18 protein-coding genes are annotated in these 17,844 nt (G+C 57.5%); 9 read left to right on the top strand and 9 right to left on the bottom strand.

Annotation, left to right across the window (positions count from 1 at the left end):
* Positions 1-22: 22 nt before the first annotated feature.
* Entirely contained in the window at positions 23-1,330 is a 1,308-nt protein-coding gene (locus IB212_RS09145; RefSeq protein ID WP_041910468.1) for a sulfurtransferase, read from the top strand.
* On the opposite strand, the gene IB212_RS09140 is transcribed toward IB212_RS09145, so the two are convergent.
* Complete coding sequence (locus IB212_RS09140; protein ID WP_041910469.1) at positions 1,327-1,944, bottom strand: CDP-alcohol phosphatidyltransferase family protein; 618 nt, start codon at positions 1,942-1,944, stop codon at positions 1,327-1,329. The two genes, IB212_RS09145 and IB212_RS09140, sit on opposite strands and share 4 nt — an antisense overlap.
* Positions 1,937-2,506 (bottom strand): carboxymuconolactone decarboxylase family protein, encoded by a 570-nt coding sequence (locus IB212_RS09135; RefSeq protein WP_041910470.1) that lies wholly within the window; start codon positions 2,504-2,506, stop codon positions 1,937-1,939. Before IB212_RS09135 ends, IB212_RS09140 begins: the two co-directional genes overlap by 8 nt.
* 75 nt (positions 2,507-2,581) lie before the next feature.
* Here IB212_RS09135 and IB212_RS09130 point away from each other — a divergent pair, with 75 nt between their 5' ends.
* A complete protein-coding gene (locus IB212_RS09130) occupies positions 2,582-2,998 on the top strand; it encodes a pyrimidine (deoxy)nucleoside triphosphate diphosphatase (protein WP_041910471.1) in 417 nt (138 codons plus the stop codon).
* Here IB212_RS09130 and IB212_RS09125 read toward each other — a convergent pair.
* Positions 2,958-3,230, bottom strand: coding sequence for a YnjH family protein (locus IB212_RS09125; protein ID WP_028012780.1), 273 nt, complete (start codon positions 3,228-3,230; stop codon positions 2,958-2,960). The genes IB212_RS09130 and IB212_RS09125 overlap by 41 nt on opposite strands.
* A gap of 227 nt (positions 3,231-3,457) precedes the next feature.
* Between IB212_RS09125 and gdhA the strand changes: the two genes are divergently transcribed.
* Positions 3,458-4,801, top strand: coding sequence for an NADP-specific glutamate dehydrogenase (gdhA, locus tag IB212_RS09120; RefSeq protein WP_028012779.1), 1,344 nt, complete (start codon positions 3,458-3,460; stop codon positions 4,799-4,801).
* A 59-nt stretch (positions 4,802-4,860) separates the two neighbouring features.
* On the opposite strand, the gene IB212_RS09115 is transcribed toward gdhA, so the two are convergent.
* The 3 genes from IB212_RS09115 to IB212_RS09105 form a co-directional block, all read right to left on the bottom strand.
* The gene (locus IB212_RS09115) at positions 4,861-6,768 is read right to left on the bottom strand and encodes a DNA topoisomerase III (protein WP_188245665.1); all 1,908 of its coding nucleotides are present in this window, start codon (positions 6,766-6,768) and stop codon (positions 4,861-4,863) included.
* 4 nt (positions 6,769-6,772) lie between these two features.
* Positions 6,773-7,816, bottom strand: a complete 1,044-nt coding sequence (selD, locus tag IB212_RS09110; RefSeq protein ID WP_028012777.1) for a selenide, water dikinase SelD — start codon at positions 7,814-7,816, stop codon at positions 6,773-6,775.
* Positions 7,817-7,932: 116 nt separating this feature from the next.
* Positions 7,933-8,484 (bottom strand): NAD(P)H nitroreductase, encoded by a 552-nt coding sequence (locus IB212_RS09105; protein ID WP_041910473.1) that lies wholly within the window; start codon positions 8,482-8,484, stop codon positions 7,933-7,935.
* A 167-nt stretch (positions 8,485-8,651) separates the two neighbouring features.
* Here IB212_RS09105 and sppA point away from each other — a divergent pair, with 167 nt between their 5' ends.
* The 4 genes from sppA (at position 8,652) to IB212_RS09085 (ending at position 13,713) form a co-directional block, all read left to right on the top strand.
* Positions 8,652-10,508: a signal peptide peptidase SppA gene (gene sppA, locus IB212_RS09100; RefSeq protein ID WP_028012775.1), complete on the top strand. Its 1,857-nt coding sequence runs from the start codon at positions 8,652-8,654 to the stop codon at positions 10,506-10,508.
* Positions 10,509-10,571: 63 nt separating this feature from the next.
* Positions 10,572-11,588: an asparaginase gene (ansA, locus tag IB212_RS09095; protein ID WP_028012774.1), complete on the top strand. Its 1,017-nt coding sequence runs from the start codon at positions 10,572-10,574 to the stop codon at positions 11,586-11,588.
* 9 nt (positions 11,589-11,597) lie between these two features.
* On the top strand, positions 11,598-12,239 hold the full coding sequence (gene pncA / locus IB212_RS09090) for a bifunctional nicotinamidase/pyrazinamidase (protein WP_041910474.1): 642 nt from the start codon (positions 11,598-11,600) through the stop codon (positions 12,237-12,239).
* 217 nt (positions 12,240-12,456) lie between these two features.
* A complete protein-coding gene (locus tag IB212_RS09085) occupies positions 12,457-13,713 on the top strand; it encodes a glycoside hydrolase family 18 protein (protein ID WP_041910475.1) in 1,257 nt (418 codons plus the stop codon).
* Positions 13,714-13,772: 59 nt separating this feature from the next.
* On the opposite strand, the gene IB212_RS09080 is transcribed toward IB212_RS09085, so the two are convergent.
* Both IB212_RS09080 and msrB read right to left on the bottom strand, forming a co-directional pair.
* Positions 13,773-14,051 (bottom strand): YeaC family protein, encoded by a 279-nt coding sequence (locus IB212_RS09080; RefSeq protein ID WP_028012771.1) that lies wholly within the window; start codon positions 14,049-14,051, stop codon positions 13,773-13,775.
* 41 nt (positions 14,052-14,092) lie between these two features.
* Positions 14,093-14,506, bottom strand: coding sequence for a peptide-methionine (R)-S-oxide reductase MsrB (gene msrB / locus IB212_RS09075; RefSeq protein ID WP_028012770.1), 414 nt, complete (start codon positions 14,504-14,506; stop codon positions 14,093-14,095).
* A gap of 341 nt (positions 14,507-14,847) precedes the next feature.
* Here msrB and gapA point away from each other — a divergent pair, with 341 nt between their 5' ends.
* Positions 14,848-15,843, top strand: coding sequence for a glyceraldehyde-3-phosphate dehydrogenase (gapA, locus tag IB212_RS09070; RefSeq protein WP_006809136.1), 996 nt, complete (start codon positions 14,848-14,850; stop codon positions 15,841-15,843).
* Between the two features lie 75 nt (positions 15,844-15,918).
* Positions 15,919-16,803 carry a D-hexose-6-phosphate mutarotase gene (locus IB212_RS09065; RefSeq protein ID WP_041910476.1) on the top strand — a complete coding sequence of 295 codons (885 nt, stop codon included), beginning with the start codon at positions 15,919-15,921 and terminating at the stop codon, positions 16,801-16,803.
* 78 nt (positions 16,804-16,881) lie between these two features.
* Here the strand turns inward: IB212_RS09065 and IB212_RS09060 are convergent, their stop codons facing one another.
* Entirely contained in the window at positions 16,882-17,628 is a 747-nt protein-coding gene (locus tag IB212_RS09060) for a MipA/OmpV family protein (RefSeq protein WP_041910477.1), read from the bottom strand.
* Between the last annotated feature and the right edge of the window lie 216 nt (positions 17,629-17,844).

Below are 17,844 nucleotides of genomic sequence, written 5' to 3'. Positions count from 1 at the left end.
TTTACTGACGTCAGGTTATTCGATGAAACGTGTTTCTCAACTGACCGCGCTGGCCCTGATCTGCGGCCTCGCCTCTTTTTCCTCTCAGGCTGCTGATATGGCCAACGCGATGACGCTGTCTCAGCTTCAGGCGCAGCACGGCGCGGCAATCGACACCCGCCCCAGCGCCTTCTATAACGGCTGGCCGCAGACCCTCAGCGGTCCTTCCGGGCACGAACCCGCTGCGCTCAACCTGGCAGCCGCCTGGCTTAGCGCCATGAGCGACGAGCAGATTGCACTTTGGGCAAAACAGCATCAGCTTACCCCTGCGACGTCCATCGCGCTGTATGGCGAGGAGAACGATAACCAGGCGGTGAAAGCCCGTCTGGAGAAAGCTGGTTACCGCCACGTTTCGCTGCTCAGCGATGCTCTGCGGACGCCCGACCGCCTTCAGCGCCTGCCCCACTTTGAACAGCTGGTCTACCCGCAGTGGATCCACCGGCTTCAGCAGGGCAAACCGGTGACCGCCGCGCCGGCGGGCGAATGGAAAGTCATAGAAGCGGCCTGGGGCGCGCCGAAGTTTTACCTGCTTAACCACATTCCCGGCGCGGGCTACATTGACACCAACGAGGTGGAAAGCGAGCCGCTGTGGAACAAAGTCTCCGACGACAGGCTGAAAGCAATGCTGGCAAAGCACGGGATCCGTCACGATACCACCGTCATTCTGTACGGGCGCGACGTTTACGCCGCCGCGCGCGTGGCGCAGATCATGCTCTACGCGGGCGTGAAGGATGTGCGCCTTCTCGATGGCGGCTGGAAGGCGTGGTCAGATGCCGGTCTGCCGGTTGAGCGCGGTACGCCCGGCAAAGTGGCTCCTGCCCCTGATTTTGGCGCGCCGATCCCCGGCCAGCCGCAGCTGATGGTGGATATGGAACAGGCGCGCGGCATGCTGCACCGTCAGGATGCCTCCCTGGTCAGCATTCGTTCATGGCCGGAGTTTATCGGCGAAACCAGCGGCTACAGCTACATCAAGCCAAAAGGTGAAATTGCCGGTGCCCGCTGGGGTCACGCGGGCAGCGATGCCACCCATATGGAGGATTTCCATAACCCGGATGGCACCATGCGCAGCGCTGACGACATCGCCGCCCAGTGGAAGCGCTGGAATATTCTGCCGGAACAGCAGGTCGCGTTTTACTGCGGCACCGGCTGGCGGGCGTCCGAAACCTTTATGTACGCCCGGGCGATGGGCTGGAAAAATATCGCCGTCTATGACGGCGGCTGGTACGAATGGAGCAGCCACCCGCAGAACCCGGTCACCGCCGGAGAGCGCGGACCAGAGAGTGCTCTCTAACGGGTGAGTGACTTCAGCGTCACGTAGCCGCTCCAGATGCGCGTTGTGGTGGTCAACCAGCACAGCGCGCCGAATATCCACGCGAACAGCGTAAACTGTGCCGGAAACAGGCAGCACAGCACGAACAGCGCGATGGTCTCCGTCCCTTCCGTTAACCCGCCGATATAGTAAAACGACTTATGCGCATAGCCGGGGTTGTCGATATCGTGCTTCGCCGCCAACGCGGCAAAGGCGAGAAAACTGCTGCCGGTGCCGATAAACGCAAACAACAGCCAGGCCGCCGCCAGCGCATTCTCTACGGGTGCAGCCAGCGCAAAGCCAAACGGCACCAGCGCATAGAACAGAAAATCGAGGGCGATATCGAGAAACCCTCCCGCATCCGTCAGCCCTCTCCGACGCGCCAGCGCGCCGTCCAGACCATCCAGCAGGCGGTTCAGGACGATGGCGGCCAGCGCCGCCGGATACCAGCCGAGTGCCAGAAACGGCAACGCCAGCAGGCCGATGGCAAACCCGGCAAGCGTTAATCCGTCGGGCGTAACGCCCGGCTTATCCAGCACGGATACCAGACGGTCCAGAGCGGGTTTTACCCGCGGGTGCAGGTGACGGTCAAGCATCAGGCCTCCCTTTAAACGTGGCGCACAGCCCCTGTGCCGGTATATCCAGCGCGGCATTAAACCGGGCCGAGAGATTCTGAAAGGCAATGAGCGCCGTCATTTCAGTGATGGCATCATCCGTAAAGTGGCGTTTCATCGCCGTTTTGATTGCTTCATCCACCCGGGGCGGCGTGGCGGTCACCGCCTCCGCATAGGCCAGCGCCGCGCGTTCCTGTTCACTGAACACGTCAGAATCAGCCCAGCCGCTTACGGCCTGGACTTTATCCAGCGCGCCGCAGCGCTCGGCCAGGCGCAGGCTGTTGGCGTCAATACAGAACGCACAGTGGCACAGCTGCGATACGCGCGTCATAAGCAGCGAGCGCAGCACTGGCGTCAGGCGCGCTTTTCTGCGCTCCAGAAACCCCACAAACAAAGCGACCAGCCAGAACAGACGCGGCATGCGTCCCCACCAGCGCGTGGGGTTCAGCACGGCGCCGAAGTGTTTTTGCTGCATGGCGGCAATGGGTTTTACGCTCGCCGGAAGGGTTGGGATGGGCTCTACCCAGGTGGACGTCTCTTTCACCTGATTCTCCTGATGGCTGGACTCTTTGAAAGGGCACGATAATATGGCGTTTTTCGCTATCAAGTATTGACGACCATGCTAAAAACAGTCGATGTCGTTGCGGCCATCATCGAAAAAGACGACAAAATTTTACTGGCACAGCGCCCTGCTCACGCCGACCAGCCGGGAATGTGGGAGTTCGCTGGCGGCAAAGTGGAGGCCGGAGAAACCCAGCCTGAGGCGCTTATCCGCGAGCTGCGTGAAGAGCTGGGTATCGAGGCTCAGCCTGAGCAGTACGTGGCGAGCCAACAGCGCGAGGTATCACAGCGGTTAATCAACCTGCACGCCTGGCACGTACCCCGCTTCAGCGGAGAGTTAACGGCGCACTACCACAGCGCGCTGGCGTGGTGTACGCCGGAAGAGGCTTTTAGTTATGAGTTAGCTCCGGCGGATATTCCGCTGCTGGAGGCGTTTATTCTTTTACGCGACGCCAGACCAGCGGATTCGTGCTGATGGTACGTTCATCGCGCTGGCACTGCAGCAGCACGCCATCCGCCTTCACGACGGCCCCTTCAGAATAGTTTTGATCCTGGTAGATGCAGCACTGGTTACACGGCTGCGCGCGCTGGCCGCTGGAGCTAAACACCTCCGGCGGCACATTCACTTCTACATCCGGGCGAATGCGGTCAGCCTGCGCGCCTGCGGTCAACATCAATGATAACGCGGCCATCACGTAACGGTTCATAGACTTCTCTTCCTGTTGTGTCCTGATAATGACTATAACGGTAAATCGGGCAGAATCTTTAATTTAGCGCGCCATCGCTTTTTGTTATGACGCGGCCCGGGTCATTAATTTCCCTTTCGGTCCACATTTCTGCTTGCTTCACAAAGCGGTACGGGTGGTATAGTCAAAAAAACAACACAAATCGCATAAGCAACATACATTAATGACTATAAGAGGTTCTTATATCTATGGATCAGACACGCTCTCTGGAAAGTTTCCTTGCCTATGTTCAGCAGCGCGACCCGCACCAAAGCGAATTTGCTCAGGCCGTTCGTGAAGTAATGACTACCCTCTGGCCGTTCCTTGAAGAAAACCCGCGCTATCGTCAACTGTCGCTGCTGGAACGTCTGGTTGAACCTGAGCGTGTGATCCAGTTCCGCGTGACCTGGGTGGATGACCGCAACCAGGTACAGGTCAACCGCGCCTGGCGCGTGCAGTTTAACTCCGCCATCGGTCCGTTTAAGGGCGGCATGCGCTTCCACCCTTCCGTGAACCTGTCGATTCTGAAATTCCTTGGCTTTGAACAGACGTTTAAAAACGCGCTCACCACCCTGCCAATGGGCGGCGGTAAAGGCGGGAGCGATTTCGACCCGAAAGGCAAAAGCGAAGGCGAAGTGATGCGTTTCTGTCAGGCGCTAATGACCGAGCTCTACCGCCACCTCGGCCCGGACACCGACGTACCGGCGGGGGATATCGGCGTGGGGGCCCGCGAAGTGGGCTTTATGGCCGGGATGATGAAAAAGCTCTCCAACAACAGCGCCTGCGTCTTTACCGGCAAAGGATTATCGTTTGGCGGCAGCCTGATCCGCCCGGAGGCGACCGGCTACGGCCTGGTTTACTTCACCGAGGCAATGCTCAAGCGTCACGGTTTAGGTTTCGAGGGGATGCGCGTGGCGGTCTCCGGCTCCGGTAACGTGGCGCAGTACGCTATCGAAAAAGCGATGCAGTTTGGTGCCCGCGTGGTAACGGCCTCCGACTCTAAAGGCACGGTAGTGGACGAAGCGGGCTTTACGGCGGAGAAGCTGGCGCGCCTGTGCGAAATCAAAGCCAGCCGCGATGGCCGACTTGCCGATTATGCCGCGGAGTTTGGCCTGACGTATCTGGAAGGCAAACAGCCGTGGGGCGTGCCGGTGGATATCGCCCTGCCGTGCGCCACGCAAAACGAACTGGACGCGGACGCCGCGCGCACGCTAATTAGCAACGGCGTGAAGGCGGTAGCGGAAGGGGCGAATATGCCGACCACTATCGAGGCAACGGATCTGTTCCTGGAGGCGGGCGTGCTGTTTGCGCCAGGCAAGGCGGCGAACGCGGGCGGCGTGGCAACCTCCGGCCTGGAGATGGCGCAAAACGCGGCGCGGCTCGGCTGGAAGGCGGAGAAAGTGGATGCCCGTTTGCACCACATCATGCTGGATATTCACCATGCCTGCGTCGAGTACGGCGGCGAGGCATCGCAAACCAACTACGTGCGCGGGGCAAATATCGCCGGGTTCGTGAAGGTGGCGGATGCGATGATTGGGCAGGGTGTGATTTAAGGTTTATATCGTGCGGCCGGGTGCCCTCTCCCACAGGGAGAGGGAGAAAACCGGGCGTATCAGGCTGCGCTCTTTTTCTTTTTGAACGGTTTCTTCGCCCCACCACCGGGTGCAACCATCCCTCTGAACCGCTTCACCGGCGTGCTGCGCGCCTGATCGATCAGCTGGTAAAGCGTCCCCACCAGCGGCTGCATAAAGTCCTGATAGCGGCACTGCTTTTCGCTGATTTGCGTCAGCACGGATTCCCAGTGCGCGGTCATGTCCGGCCGTGCGGCCAGCTCCGGCAGGGAGTGTATGAGCGCCCGGCCCGGTTCCGTTGAGTGGATGTAGCGCCCCTTTTTCTCAAGAAAACCTCGCTTAAAGAGCAGCTCGATGATCCCCGCGCGGGTTGCTTCCGTACCCAGTCCATCGGTGGCGCGCAGGATCTTCTTGAGATCTTTATCCTGCACAAAGCGGGCGATCCCGGTCATGGCTGACAGCAGCGTTGCATCGGTGAAGTGGCGCGGCGGCTGGGTCTGACGTTCAACCACTTCACCCTTCTCGCACAGCAGTTCGTCGTCTTTAGCGACCACCGGCAGCGGCGTGCCGTCGTTCTCCTCATCGCGCTCTTTGTTGCCGAGGAGCGTGCGCCAGCCCGCTTCCGCCAGGAAACGCGCTTTAGCGATAAACTTGCCTTTGGCAATTTCCAGTTCGATGACGCACTTGCGGAACACCGCGTCCGGGCAGAACTGCATCAGGTACTGACGGGCGATCAGGTTATAGACCTTCGCTTCGTTATCGGTAAGATTGACCTTACTGGCGCGCGCCGTCGGGATAATCGCGTGGTGGGCATCGACCTTTTTGTCGTCCCAGCAGCGGTTATGGGTGTCCGGGTTAACGACGGACTGCGGGAGCAGATCCGGCGCGTGGACGCCGATGGCATTCATCACAGAATGGCGTCCGGCAAAGTGCTCTTCCGGCAGATAGCGGCTGTCCGAACGTGGATAGGTGATGAGCTTATGGGTTTCGTAGAGTTTCTGGCAGATATCCAGCACGTTCTGCGCGCTGAGGCCAAAGCGCTTCGCGGCCTCAATCTGCAGAGCAGAAAGGGAGAACGGCAGCGGCGCGGGTTCTGATTCCCGTTTATCGTTATAGCTGGTAACGATGGCCGGCTGGCCGGTAATACGGTTAACCACATGCTCCGCCAGCGGACGGTGCAGCAAACGCCCCTCTTCATCCTGGTACGACTCGCAAGCGTCGCTCGGCTGCCAGACGGCGGTAAAGCGCTCGTCTTTCGGGGTGACGATATGCGCTTTCACTTCAAAGAAATCTTTGGCGACGAAGTTCTCGATCTCTTCGTCGCGACGCACCACCAGCCCCAGCACCGGCGTCTGCACGCGGCCCACGGAGAGTACGCCCTGATAGCCCGCGTTACGCCCGAGGATGGTGTAGGCGCGGGTCATGTTGATGCCGTACAGCCAGTCGGCGCGGGCGCGCGCTAAAGCAGAGACGCACAGCGGAATAAACTCGCTGTTGGAACGCAGGCGCGAGATCGCCCGCTCAACGGCCTGCGGGTTGAGGTCGTTGATCAGGCAACGCTGCACCTGCTGGCGCTTTTCCGGCGCCAGCTCAAGATAGTCCAGCACTTCGTCCACCAGCAGCTGCCCTTCTCTGTCCGGGTCACCTGCGTGGACCACTTCCGTCGCCTCATGCAGGAAGCGCTTAATGACGTTGAGCTGTTTGGTGACGGACGGACGAGGCTGAAAACGCCACTTTTCCGGCACGATGGGCAGATCGTTGAGGTTCCAGCGGGCGTAGCGGCTGTCGTAGACGTCCGGCTGCGCCTGTTCAAGCAGGTGGCCAATACACCAGGTGACCACCTGCCCGTTACCGCATTCGATAAAGCCGTCGCCTTTGCGATGCGGTTTAGGCAGCACGTCGGCGATGGCACGGGCCAGGCTCGGCTTTTCGGCAATAAACAACCGCATCGAATTAACGGATCTCAATCATCGGTCGGCCGCCGCGGGCGGTCACCAGTTCGCCGATCGCCGTCAGGGTGATGCCAAACTCGGCGGCGGTTGCCTGAACCTCGGCTTCGGATTCCGGCGTGACGGCCAGCAGCAGGCCGCCGGAGGTTTGTGGATCGCACAGCAGGTTGCGCCACGCCTCAGGCATTTCGCCCATCAGGTGACCGTAGCTGGCGAAGTTGCGCTGGGTACCGCCCGGAACCGCGCCCTGGGCAATGTACTCTTCCACGCCAGGCAGCTTCGGCACGTCCTGATACCAGACCTGCGCCTGCACGCCCGCGCCCTGACAGACTTCAGAGAGGTGCCCCAGCAGGCCAAAACCGGTGACGTCGGTCATCGCCTTTACGCCGTCGATATTGGCGAACGCCGCGCCGGCGAGGTTCATCTGGCACATGACTTCCGTCGCCAGACCTTTGTGCTCCGGTTTGAGCAGGGATTTTTTCTCTGCGGTGGTGAGCACACCAATGCCCAGCGGCTTGGTGAGGAACAGCTTGCAGCCCGCCTGCGCGGTGCTGTTGCGCTTCACGCGCTCGGTCGGCACCACGCCGGTAACGGCCAGGCCGAAGATCGGCTCCGGCGCATCAATCGAGTGGCCGCCGGCCAGCGCAATCCCCGCCTGCTGGCAGGCGAAACGCCCGCCATCAATCACCTCGCGGGCGATTTCCGGTGGAATGGTGTTGATCGGCCAGCCCAGAATGGCGATGGCCATGATCGGCTTACCGCCCATGGCGAAGATATCGCTGATGGCGTTGGTGGCCGCGATGCGCCCGAAGTCGAACGGGTTATCAACAATCGGCATGAAGAAGTCAGTGGTGCTGATAATGCTGGTGCCGTTACCTAAGTCATAAACCGCCGCATCGTCACGCGTTTCGTTGCCGACAAGCAGGTTCGGGTCGACAAACTTCGCCTGTTCACTGTGCAGAATGGTCTCCAGCACTTTCGGGGAAATTTTACAACCGCAACCGGCTCCGTGGCTGTACTGCGTTAAACGAATGGTTTGCTCGCTCATGGACGTCTCCTGTCATCTCAATCGCGCTATGGTAGCGCTCATTCCATAAAGAGGTAAGTATGACTGTCTGAATTCTGCGGCGGATGCTCAGAATCCAGACAGTTTAGCGCGTGTAATTAAAAACGGCTGACGAAAGGCGTGGTGTCCGGCACGCTAATGGTGCTGGAGGCTTTAAGCTGCGGGGTGCCGAGGTAAAGGAAACCGACAATTTTGTCGTGCTCACCGCAGGAGAATCCTGCCCGCACTGCGGCGCTCTCGGTCAGCGGCCCGGTGCGCCAGATACCGTTAAAGCCCTGCGCAACGGCGGCCATCTGCATCGCCATCACCGCACAGCCGGCAGACATTTCCTGCTCCCAGACCGGCACCTTATGGTCGGCCTGGCATTTCGCCACGACAGCGATAATCATCGGGGCGCGGAACGGCGCGTTACGCGCCTTGTCGATACCTTTCTCATCCTGCCCGGCGGCAACTGCCCCCTGCTCCAGCAGCTGACTGAAGCGATCGCGGCCTTCGCCTTCAATCACAAAGAAGTGCCACGGCTGCAGCGTGCCATGATCCGGCGCACGCATACCGGCACGCAGAATGTGTTCCAGCTGCTCGCCCGCAGGGGCGGGTTCAGCCAGACGTGACGCGCTACGACGGTTAACAAGCAGTTCGAGTGCATCCATTGGTTAACTCCTTTCTTGAAATTTACTCACAAAATTAACACGACGGCAGATTTTGTTACAGCCTGGCAGGCGATTCCTGCTGACAAGTGGCGGTTGGGTCATTACGATAACCCAACATTACCGTCCAGTGGCGACGGAAACAGTCATTTTCTGGTTAGGGAGAATACATGCGAACCCTTTGGCGAATCTTTGCCGGTTTCTTTAAATGGACGTGGCGACTGCTCAACTTCGTCCGCAACCTGGTGATGAACATCTTCTTCATCCTTCTGGTTCTGGTTTGCGCGGGCATCTGGATGCATATCAGCAACGCGAATCAGGCGCAGCATTCGACTCGTGGGGCCCTGTTACTCGATATCACCGGCGTGATCGTTGATAAACCGTCCACCAGCAATCGTCTGGGGGTGATCGGCCGCCAGCTGTTTGGCGCGACGTCAGACCGCCTGCAGGAGAACTCCCTGTTCGATATCGTCGATACTATCCGTCAGGCCAAAGACGACCGAAACATCACCGGGATCGTGCTGGATCTGAAAGATTTTGCCGGCGGCGACCAGCCTTCTATGCAGTACATCGGTAAAGCGCTGCGCGAGTTCCGCGACAGCGGCAAGCCGGTGATTGCCGTGGGCGACAGCTACAGCCAGGGGCAATATTATCTGGCAAGCTTCGCCAATAAGATCTGGCTTTCGCCACAGGGAACGGTCGATCTGCACGGTTTTGCCACCAACGGCCTGTACTACAAATCGCTGCTCGACAAGCTGAAGGTCACCACCCACGTCTTCCGCGTCGGCACCTATAAATCTGCCGTGGAGCCGTTTATCCGCGACGATATGTCCCCTGCCGCCCGTGAAGCGGACAGCCGCTGGATTGGCGAGCTGTGGCAGAACTATCTGGGTACCGTTGCCGCTAACCGTCAAATTACCGCTGAGCAGGTGTTCCCTGGCGCTCGCGGCGTGCTGGATGGACTGCGCAAGGTCGACGGTGATACCGCGAAATATGCGCTCGACAACAAGCTGGTTGACGCGCTGGGCACCAGTGCAGATATCGAAAAAGCCCTGACCAAACAGTTTGGCTGGAGCAAAGAGGACAAAAACTACAGCGCCATCAGCATGTATGACTATGCTGCGAAAAAGCCGGACGACAGCGGCGACAGCGTAGCCGTGGTGTTTGCTAACGGCGCTATCATGGACGGTCAGGAAACCCCGGGGAACGTCGGCGGTGATACTACCGCGTCGCAAATCCGCGATGCACGCCTTGATCCGAAAGTGAAAGCGATTGTCCTGCGGGTGAACAGCCCTGGCGGCAGCGTTAGCGCTTCCGAAGTGATCCGCGCCGAGCTGGCCGCAGCGCGTGCCGCTGGCAAGCCGATCGTCGTATCCATGGGCGGCATGGCCGCGTCTGGTGGGTACTGGATCTCCACGCCTGCCAACTATATTGTGGCGAACCCAAGCACGCTGACCGGCTCGATTGGCATCTTCGGGGTGATTAACACCGTGGAAAACAGCCTGGATTATCTGGGTGTGCATACCGATGGTGTTTCCACGTCGCCGCTGGCGGATGTGTCGATGACCAAATCTCTGCCGCCGGAAGTTTCAGAGATGATGCAGCTGAGCATTGAGAACGGCTATAAACGCTTTATCACGCTGGTTGCCGACTCGCGTAAGAAGACGCCGGAACAGATCGACCAGATTGCACAGGGCCACGTCTGGACCGGACAGGATGCGAAGAGTAACGGTCTGGTCGACAGCCTGGGCGACTTCGACGACGCGGTGAAGAAAGCCGCCGAACTGGCGAAGCTCAAGCAGTGGCACGTTGAGTATTATCAGGACGAACCGTCGTTCTTCGATATGGTGATGGACAGCATGTCCGTCTCCGTACGCGCCATGCTGCCGGAGGCGCTGCAGGCGTACCTGCCGGCCCCGGTGACCACGGCTGCGAAAGCGATGAAGGCGGAAAGCGATAAGCTCGCGGCCTTTAACGATCCACAAAGTCGTTACGCGTTTTGCCTGACCTGCGCGAACGTCCGTTAAAAACCGTCCCCTCTTCCCGTGAAGAGGGGATTTTTTTCTTTTGAAGAACAAGAACTCACTACCATGCAGAAGAAATCGATTTATGTAGCCTACACTGGCGGTACCATCGGTATGCAGCGCTCTGAAAATGGCTATATCCCCGTCTCCGGCCATCTGCAGCGTCAGCTTGCGCTGATGCCTGAATTCCACCGTCCGGAAATGCCTGACTTCACCATCCACGAATACGAGCCGCTGATGGATTCCTCCGACATGACGCCGGAAGACTGGCAGCACATCGCGGATGACATTAAAGCCCATTACGACCAGTACGACGGCTTCGTGATCCTGCACGGCACCGACACCATGGCGTTCACCGCTTCGGCGCTCTCCTTCATGCTGGAGAACCTGAGCAAGCCGGTGATCGTCACCGGGTCGCAAATACCGCTGGCGGAGCTGCGCTCGGACGGGCAGATCAACCTGCTGAATTCCCTGTACGTGGCGGCGAATTACCCGATCAACGAAGTGTCGCTGTTCTTTAACAATCGCCTGTATCGCGGCAACCGCACCACCAAAGCCCATGCCGACGGTTTTGATGCCTTTGCCTCCCCTAACCTGCAGCCGCTGCTGGAAGCGGGTATTCATATCCGTCGTCTGGGAACGCCTCCGGCACCGAACACCGCCGGCGAGCTGATTGTGCATCCGATTACCCCGCAGCCGATTGGCGTGGTCACCATTTATCCGGGCATCTCCGCGGACGTGGTGCGCAACTTCCTGCGCCAGCCGGTGAAAGCGCTGATCCTCCGTTCCTATGGCGTCGGCAACGCTCCGCAGAACGGCGAATTTCTGAAGGAGCTTCAGGAAGCCAGCGAGCGCGGAATTGTGGTGGTAAACCTGACCCAGTGCATGTCTGGCAAAGTGAATATGGGCGGTTATGCCACCGGCAACGCGCTGGCGCACGCGGGGGTGATCAGCGGCTTCGATATGACCGTTGAGGCGACGCTGACTAAACTTCATTATTTACTGAGTCAGGATCTGGACATTCAGTCCATTCGCCGCGCAATGATGCAAAACCTTCGCGGCGAGCTGACCCCGGACGAATAAGGAGCTCTCATGAAGCAACGCGCCCTGCTACTGGTCGATTTGCAAAATGATTTCTGCGCGGGCGGCGCGCTGGCCGTCGCCGAAGGTGACAGCACCGTTGACGTGGCAAATACCCTGGTTGACTGGTGCAAAGCCCGCGGTGAAGCGGTTGTGGCCAGCCAGGACTGGCACCCGGCGAACCACGGCAGCTTTGCCAGCCAGCACAACGTTGAGCCTTTCACCCAGGGTGAACTCGACGGTCTGGCGCAAACCTTCTGGCCGGATCACTGCGTGCAGCAGACCGAAGGAGCGGAGCTGCACCCGCTTCTGAATCAGAAGGCCATCGACGCGGTGTTCCATAAAGGTGAAAACCCGGTTATCGACAGCTACAGCGCGTTTTTCGATAACGGGCATCGCCAGAAGACGGCGCTGGACGCGTGGTTACGTCACCATGAAATCACGGAGCTGATCGTGCTGGGTCTGGCGACGGATTACTGCGTGAAGTTTACCGTGCTGGACGCGCTCCAGCTGGGTTATACCGTTAGCGTCATCACCGACGGCTGTCGCGGGGTGAACATTCAACCACAGGACAGCGCTCAGGCATTTATGGATATGGCCGCCGAAGGTGCCACGCTGTATACGCTGGCAGACTGGCAGGAAACGCAGGCGTAGCCTTTTAAGCCGGGTGGCGCTGATGCTTACCCGGCCTACCTTTCCCCGTAGGCCGGGTAAGGCGCAGCCGCCACCCGGCAAAACACCCCCTCCGATCCCCATAAAGTGAACTCCCTCGCATCCTCAGCGAAGCGGCAATGCTATTCTCTTCAGGCTGTTTTTTCGCCACGCCTTTTCTGTGGCGTGGTTATTTTTATTAAGTCAAAGAGGAACTTGTATGAAACGTTTGCCCCTGCTGGCAGCATTACCCTTGCTTTGCGCGTCGCTTGCTTCCGCCGCGCCTCTGATGTCCGTGGGCTACTTTAACGGGGGTGGCGATGTCACCGCCGGACCGGGTGGCGATATCAATAAACTGGACGTTCGTCAGATCACCCACCTGAACTACTCGTTTGGGCTTGTTTATAACAACGAGAAAGACGAGACCAACCCCGCGCTGAAAGATCCGGCGAAGCTGCATCAAATCTGGCTGTCGCCAAAAGTGGCGTCCGATCTGGCCCTTATCCCCACTCTGCGTAAGCAAAACCCTAACCTGAAAGTCCTGCTCTCCGTTGGCGGCTGGGGGGCACGCGGTTTCTCTGGCGCAGCGGCAACCCAGGAGAGTCGCGCGGTGTTTATCCGCTCCGCGAAGGAAATTGTTGAGAAATACGGTCTGGACGGGATCGATCTCGACTGGGAATATCCGGTCAACGGCGCGTGGGGGCTGGTTGCAAGCCAGCCCGCCGACAGGGATAACTTCACCGCCCTGCTGAAAGAGATGCGCGACGCGTTCGGGCAGAAAAAGCTGGTGACCATTGCGGTGGGCGCGAATGCGGAAAGTCCGAAAAGCTGGGTGGATGTCAAAGCCATCGCCCCGCTCCTCGACTACATCAACCTGATGACCTACGACATGGCGTACGGGACACAGTACTTCAACGCGAACCTGTATGACTCCAGCGCCTGGCCAACGGTGGCTGCCGCCGACAAATACAGCGTCGATTTTGTGGTGAACAACTATCTGGCCGCCGGACTTAAGCCGAAGCAGATGAACCTCGGGATCGGTTTTTACGGCCGCGTACCGAAACGTGCGGTTGAACCGGGCATTGACTGGAGCAAGCCGGACGCGCAAAAAAATCCGGTCACCCAGCCCTACTTTGGACCGCAGGAGATCGCCCTGTTTAAGTCGCTCGGCTATGACCTGACTAAAGATACCTACGTGAAGTACAACGATATCGTGAAGAAGCTGCTGAACGATCCGCAGAAACGTTTTACCGAGCACTGGGACGACCGGGCGAAGGTACCGTGGCTCTCGGTAAAGGGTGCCGATGGCAACGCGCTGTTTGCGATTTCGTATGAGAATCCGCGTTCTGTCGAGATCAAGGCGGACTACATCAAAGAGAAAGGCCTCGCCGGGGCGATGTTCTGGGAGTACGGAGCGGACGACAATAATCAGTTAGCGAAACAGCTGGCGGAGTCGCTCGGGATCCCGCATAAGTAGTAAGACACCAGGCCCTCTCCCACAGAGAGAGGGCCTGGTGAGGGCATCAACCCGCACCGTTATTGCATTTTGATCGTCGCAATCGGCTTCGGCGTGATGCCAAAATCTTCCTTCAGCTCGCGCTTGCTCTTCATCACCATCTGACCGTTAGTGTCGATAGTCATGTGTTGCGCATCAGTGTTATTGCGCGCCTGCCACAGCATCACCAACTGCAAACTGTTCTCTTTTTGCTCAGGCGTGAGCGCTACACCGTCCGGCCATTTTCCCAGCTCAACGGCGGTTACCAGACGCTGATAAACTTCCGGGGTCATCCCGTTAATCATGTCCTCAATATTCACGATCTCTCCCTTTCAAAGGAATAATTTGCTGAATCGTTTTTTCAACCCTTAATCTGGTCGCCGTTTTCATCATCGGTGAAGCTCATTGAGGCTGAATTCACGCAGAAACGCTCACCCGTTGGCTGAGGACCATCCGGGAAGACGTGCCCCAGGTGCGCGTCGCAGTTACCGCAGCGAATTTCCGTGCGCACCATACCGTGCGACGAGTCGGTCAGATAGCGGATTGCGTCATCGCTCACCGGCTCGTAAAAGCTCGGCCAGCCGCAGCCGGAGTCGTATTTCGTTTGTGAATTGAACAGCGGGGCATCGCAGACCAGACAGTGATAGACACCGTCTCGCTTGTTGTGCAGTAATCGCCCGGTAAATGGCGGCTCCGTGCCGTGATTCTGGGTCACGTAAAACTGCATTTCGGTGAGGTTTTTTTTCAGATCGTCAGGGTTATGTTGGTTCGACATATGCTTACATCTCGCTGTAGAAACAGACATCTTTTAACCCGGATTCTAACAAAACATTAACACCCTTGCGTGCACTTTTGTTCTAAACTTATGTGTCGCGAAAAGGCGGTCAGGCAATTGTGATCACGTTCACATTTTTATCCTGCGAGGACTTTAAAATTCCGGGCGCAGCCCCCATGTGGTTGCAAGCTCAAAGGGAAAGTGAGGCGAGTCAGTCGCACAAACGTTAGTCACAGGATTGATTTGTCGCAATGATTGACACGATTCCGCTTGACGCTGCGTAAGGTTTTTGTAATTTTACAGGCAACCTTTTATTCACTAACAAATAGCTGGTGGAATATATGACTATCAAAGTAGGTATCAACGGTTTTGGCCGTATCGGCCGTATTGTTTTCCGTGCTGCTCAGAAACGTTCTGACATCGAAATCGTTGGTATCAACGATCTCCTGGACGCTGAATACATGGCGTACATGCTGAAGTACGACTCAACTCACGGTCGTTTCGACGGCACCGTTGAAGTGAAAGACGGCCACCTGGTTGTTAACGGCAAAACCATCCGCGTTACTGCTGAGAAAGACCCAGCTAACCTGAAATGGAACGAAATCGGTGTTGACGTTGTTGCTGAAGCAACCGGTATCTTCCTGACCGACGAAACTGCACGTAAACACATCACTGCGGGTGCGAAAAAAGTTGTTCTGACTGGTCCTTCCAAAGACAACACCCCAATGTTCGTTCGCGGTGCAAACTTCGAAACTTACGCTGGCCAGGACATCGTTTCTAACGCATCCTGCACCACCAACTGCCTGGCACCGCTGGCTAAAGTGATCAACGACAACTTCGGCATCATCGAAGGTCTGATGACTACCGTTCACGCGACCACCGCTACTCAGAAAACCGTTGACGGCCCGTCTCACAAAGATTGGCGCGGCGGCCGTGGCGCGGCTCAGAACATCATCCCATCCTCTACCGGTGCTGCTAAAGCTGTAGGTAAAGTACTGCCAGAACTGAATGGCAAACTGACTGGTATGGCGTTCCGCGTTCCAACTCCTAACGTATCCGTTGTTGACCTGACCGTTCGTCTGGAAAAAGCTGCTTCTTATGAAGAAATTAAGAAAGCAATCAAAGCTGCTTCCGAAGGCCCAATGAAAGGCGTTCTGGGTTACACCGAAGACGACGTTGTATCTACCGATTTCAACGGCGAAGTGTGCACTTCCGTGTTCGATGCTAAAGCAGGTATCGCACTGAACGACAACTTCGTGAAACTGGTTTCCTGGTACGACAACGAAACCGGCTACTCTAACAAAGTACTGGACCTGATCGCTCACATCTCCAAATAAGTTGAGATGAGTGATTGATCCAAAAAGGCGACTTCGGTCGCCTTTTTTATTGTTTTTTAGACAGAGGATTGCTTAATGATAAATAAAATTTTTGCACTTCCGGTAGTCGAACAACTTACCCCTGTGCTCTCCCGCCGTCAGATTGACGGTGCCGACGTTATCGTCGTTGACCACCCGCGCGTTAAAGCCTCCGTGGCGCTGAACGGCGCGCACCTGCTCTCCTGGAAACCGGAAGGCGAAGCGGAAGCGCTGTGGCTGAGTGACGCCACCTCGTTCAAAAAAGGGGATGCGATTCGCGGCGGCGTACCGATCTGCTGGCCGTGGTTTGGCCCGTCCGCACAGCCGGGTTTGCCTTCTCACGGTTTCGCCCGTAACCAGCAGTGGACGCTGAAAGCGCATAACGAAGATGACAACGGCGCAGTACTGACCTTTGAGCTGCAGGCTAATGATGAAACCCGCGCCCTGTGGCCGCATGATTTCACCCTGTATGCCCGCTTCAAACTGGGTCAGAGCTGCGAGATTGAGCTGGAAGCCCACGGCGAGTTCGAGACCACCTCTGCCCTGCATACCTACTTCAACGTGGGTGACATCAATGCAGTGAAGGTGAGCGGCCTGGGCGATACCTTTATCGACAAAGTTGATAACGCGAAGGAAGGTAAGCTGAGCGACGGCGTTCAGGCGTTCCCTGACCGTACTGACCGCGTCTATCTGCATCCGGAAGCGTGCAGCGTGATCCACGACGGTGCTCTGAACCGCGGCATTGAGGTGGTTCATCACCATCACAGCAACGTGGTGGGCTGGAACCCGGGGCCTGCACTCTCCATCAGCATGGCCGACATCCCTGATGACGGTTACAAAACGTTCGTCTGCGTGGAAACGGCCTGCGTAACCACCCCGCAGAAAGCGAGCGAGGAAAAGCCGTCTCGTTTAGGGCAGACAATTCGCATCGTTAAGCGATAAGGTCGCTGCACCACACCAAAGCAAACGGGGCGCAAGCGCCCCGTTTTGATGCAATGATTGCACCGCGATAATGCACAATCAGAACTTGTAGGTCACACCCACCGAGAAGATGCCAGCCCAGGACTTATCAACCATCGGGCTATCCTTCACTTCGTCGCTCAGACGCTCGTAACGGCCGGTACCGTATACGTTCCAGTCGCCAAGGAAGTTATAGCTCGCGGTCAGCTCCAGGTAAGGATCCCAGCCATCATCGGCGCTGTAGCTTTTCAGCCCACTGCGACGGGACTCGTTTTTAGAGACGCCGTAGTAATAGTCGTTGTAGTTTTCACTGTTGTACTGCACGCCGATACCCGGCGTCAGGGTGAGCCCACCGTTGGTATAGCGATACAACCACGCCAGATCCCAGATAAAGCCGTTGCTGTTATCCAGCGTATCACCCGCCAGGGCCGTACGGAGGAAGCCATACTGGGTGTTATGCACGTATGAAAGCCCGGCCATCATGGAGCTTTTGCGCTTGTCGAGCTGGCGAAGCGCGTGGCTGTCGCTGTCGCCTGGCTTGAAGTGCGTTGGATCGTAGTAGGCCATGATAGAGAGCTTATCGGCCGTATCGTTCCACAGATAGTAGCCGCCGCCGAGACCGCGGAACCAGAAGTTATCGCCTTCATAGGTGATAACGGGTACAGGATAAACATCGCGGTCATACTGTTTGTATGGGCTGTTAATGACGCCAACGCCCGCACCCACCGTCCACTGACTTTCCGCCTGAGCGGTGCTAACTGCGGTCGCGGCAAGGATGCCCAATGCCAGAAGTTTGAGTTTGGTCACAATCCATTCTTTCCTGTAGTCAAATAATCAGCGGGTGAAGTGTAACCGCCATTCCCGTACATCCCAAAATTTTTTGCCTGCTAATCAGTCTGATTAACCCATTATTTTTAACTTTTCAGATGACAACCCGCTTTCATTTATATGACCGATGCATGAAAAACGTGCTTAAGCCTTATAACCAGGGTGGAAATTTTTGGATGAGTTATTGATATGTCA

Origin of the sequence: Enterobacter sp. E12 (assembly GCF_014596715.2) — a bacterium.
GTDB classification, from domain to species: Bacteria; Pseudomonadota; Gammaproteobacteria; order Enterobacterales; family Enterobacteriaceae; genus Enterobacter; species Enterobacter bugandensis.
This window is presented reverse-complemented; position numbering and strand designations above follow the sequence as displayed.

Coding starts and splice junctions, on each gene's coding strand:
- pncA (WP_041910474.1), top strand. CDS start 11,598: ATGAAGCAACGCGCCCTGCTACTGGTCGATTTGCAAAATGATTTCTGC.
- IB212_RS09145 (WP_041910468.1), top strand. CDS start 23: ATGAAACGTGTTTCTCAACTGACCGCGCTGGCCCTGATCTGCGGCCTC.
- ansA (WP_028012774.1), top strand. CDS start 10,572: ATGCAGAAGAAATCGATTTATGTAGCCTACACTGGCGGTACCATCGGT.
- gapA (WP_006809136.1), top strand. CDS start 14,848: ATGACTATCAAAGTAGGTATCAACGGTTTTGGCCGTATCGGCCGTATT.
- IB212_RS09105 (WP_041910473.1), bottom strand. CDS start 8,484: ATGGATGCACTCGAACTGCTTGTTAACCGTCGTAGCGCGTCACGTCTG.
- sppA (WP_028012775.1), top strand. CDS start 8,652: ATGCGAACCCTTTGGCGAATCTTTGCCGGTTTCTTTAAATGGACGTGG.
- IB212_RS09115 (WP_188245665.1), bottom strand. CDS start 6,768: ATGCGGTTGTTTATTGCCGAAAAGCCGAGCCTGGCCCGTGCCATCGCC.
- IB212_RS09130 (WP_041910471.1), top strand. CDS start 2,582: ATGCTAAAAACAGTCGATGTCGTTGCGGCCATCATCGAAAAAGACGAC.
- gdhA (WP_028012779.1), top strand. CDS start 3,458: ATGGATCAGACACGCTCTCTGGAAAGTTTCCTTGCCTATGTTCAGCAG.
- msrB (WP_028012770.1), bottom strand. CDS start 14,506: ATGTCGAACCAACATAACCCTGACGATCTGAAAAAAAACCTCACCGAA.
- IB212_RS09085 (WP_041910475.1), top strand. CDS start 12,457: ATGAAACGTTTGCCCCTGCTGGCAGCATTACCCTTGCTTTGCGCGTCG.
- IB212_RS09065 (WP_041910476.1), top strand. CDS start 15,919: ATGATAAATAAAATTTTTGCACTTCCGGTAGTCGAACAACTTACCCCT.
- IB212_RS09140 (WP_041910469.1), bottom strand. CDS start 1,944: ATGCTTGACCGTCACCTGCACCCGCGGGTAAAACCCGCTCTGGACCGT.
- selD (WP_028012777.1), bottom strand. CDS start 7,816: ATGAGCGAGCAAACCATTCGTTTAACGCAGTACAGCCACGGAGCCGGT.
- IB212_RS09125 (WP_028012780.1), bottom strand. CDS start 3,230: ATGAACCGTTACGTGATGGCCGCGTTATCATTGATGTTGACCGCAGGC.